General features: G+C 72.9%; 1 protein-coding gene. It reads left to right on the plus strand.

The window, feature by feature from the left end:
• The first annotated feature begins 1 nt into the window (after window position 1).
• Window positions 2-283, plus strand: a complete 282-nt coding sequence (locus ACQKIP_RS45115) for a hypothetical protein (protein ID WP_427745656.1) — start codon at window positions 2-4, stop codon at window positions 281-283.
• Window positions 284-399: the final 116 nt, after the last annotated feature.

The raw sequence follows: 399 nt of genomic DNA on the forward strand, positions 1-399 counted from the left end.
CATCACCACCATCATCGGCGGGATCGCCCCCGACTGGGGACCCTTCGGGAGCCTGGGCAACGAGGCACGGGTGATGATCGAGGTCGTGATGGCGATCGCCATCCTCCTCTGTCTCGGGATCGCGATCTGGGGCGCGGCGAAGCAGCGCATCGGCGCGACGGCGCTGCGCGACACCTTCAGCGCGGAACAGGGCAAGGGCCTGATCATCGCGGGCCTGACCGGCGTCTTCATCATCGGATCGCTGGGCACGGTCTTCACCATCGTGTACGGCATGGCGGTCTAGTCCCGGCCGCCGTCCCACGCCCTGCGCCGGCCTCTGTCCCCCCCCCCCCGTGCCCCCCCCCCACCACCCCCCCCCCCCCCCCCCCCCCCCCGCCCCCCCCCCGCGAGGGGAAGACC

The organism is Streptomyces sp. NPDC059900 (genome assembly GCF_050270335.1).
Lineage (GTDB): Bacteria > Actinomycetota > Actinomycetes > Streptomycetales > Streptomycetaceae > Streptomyces.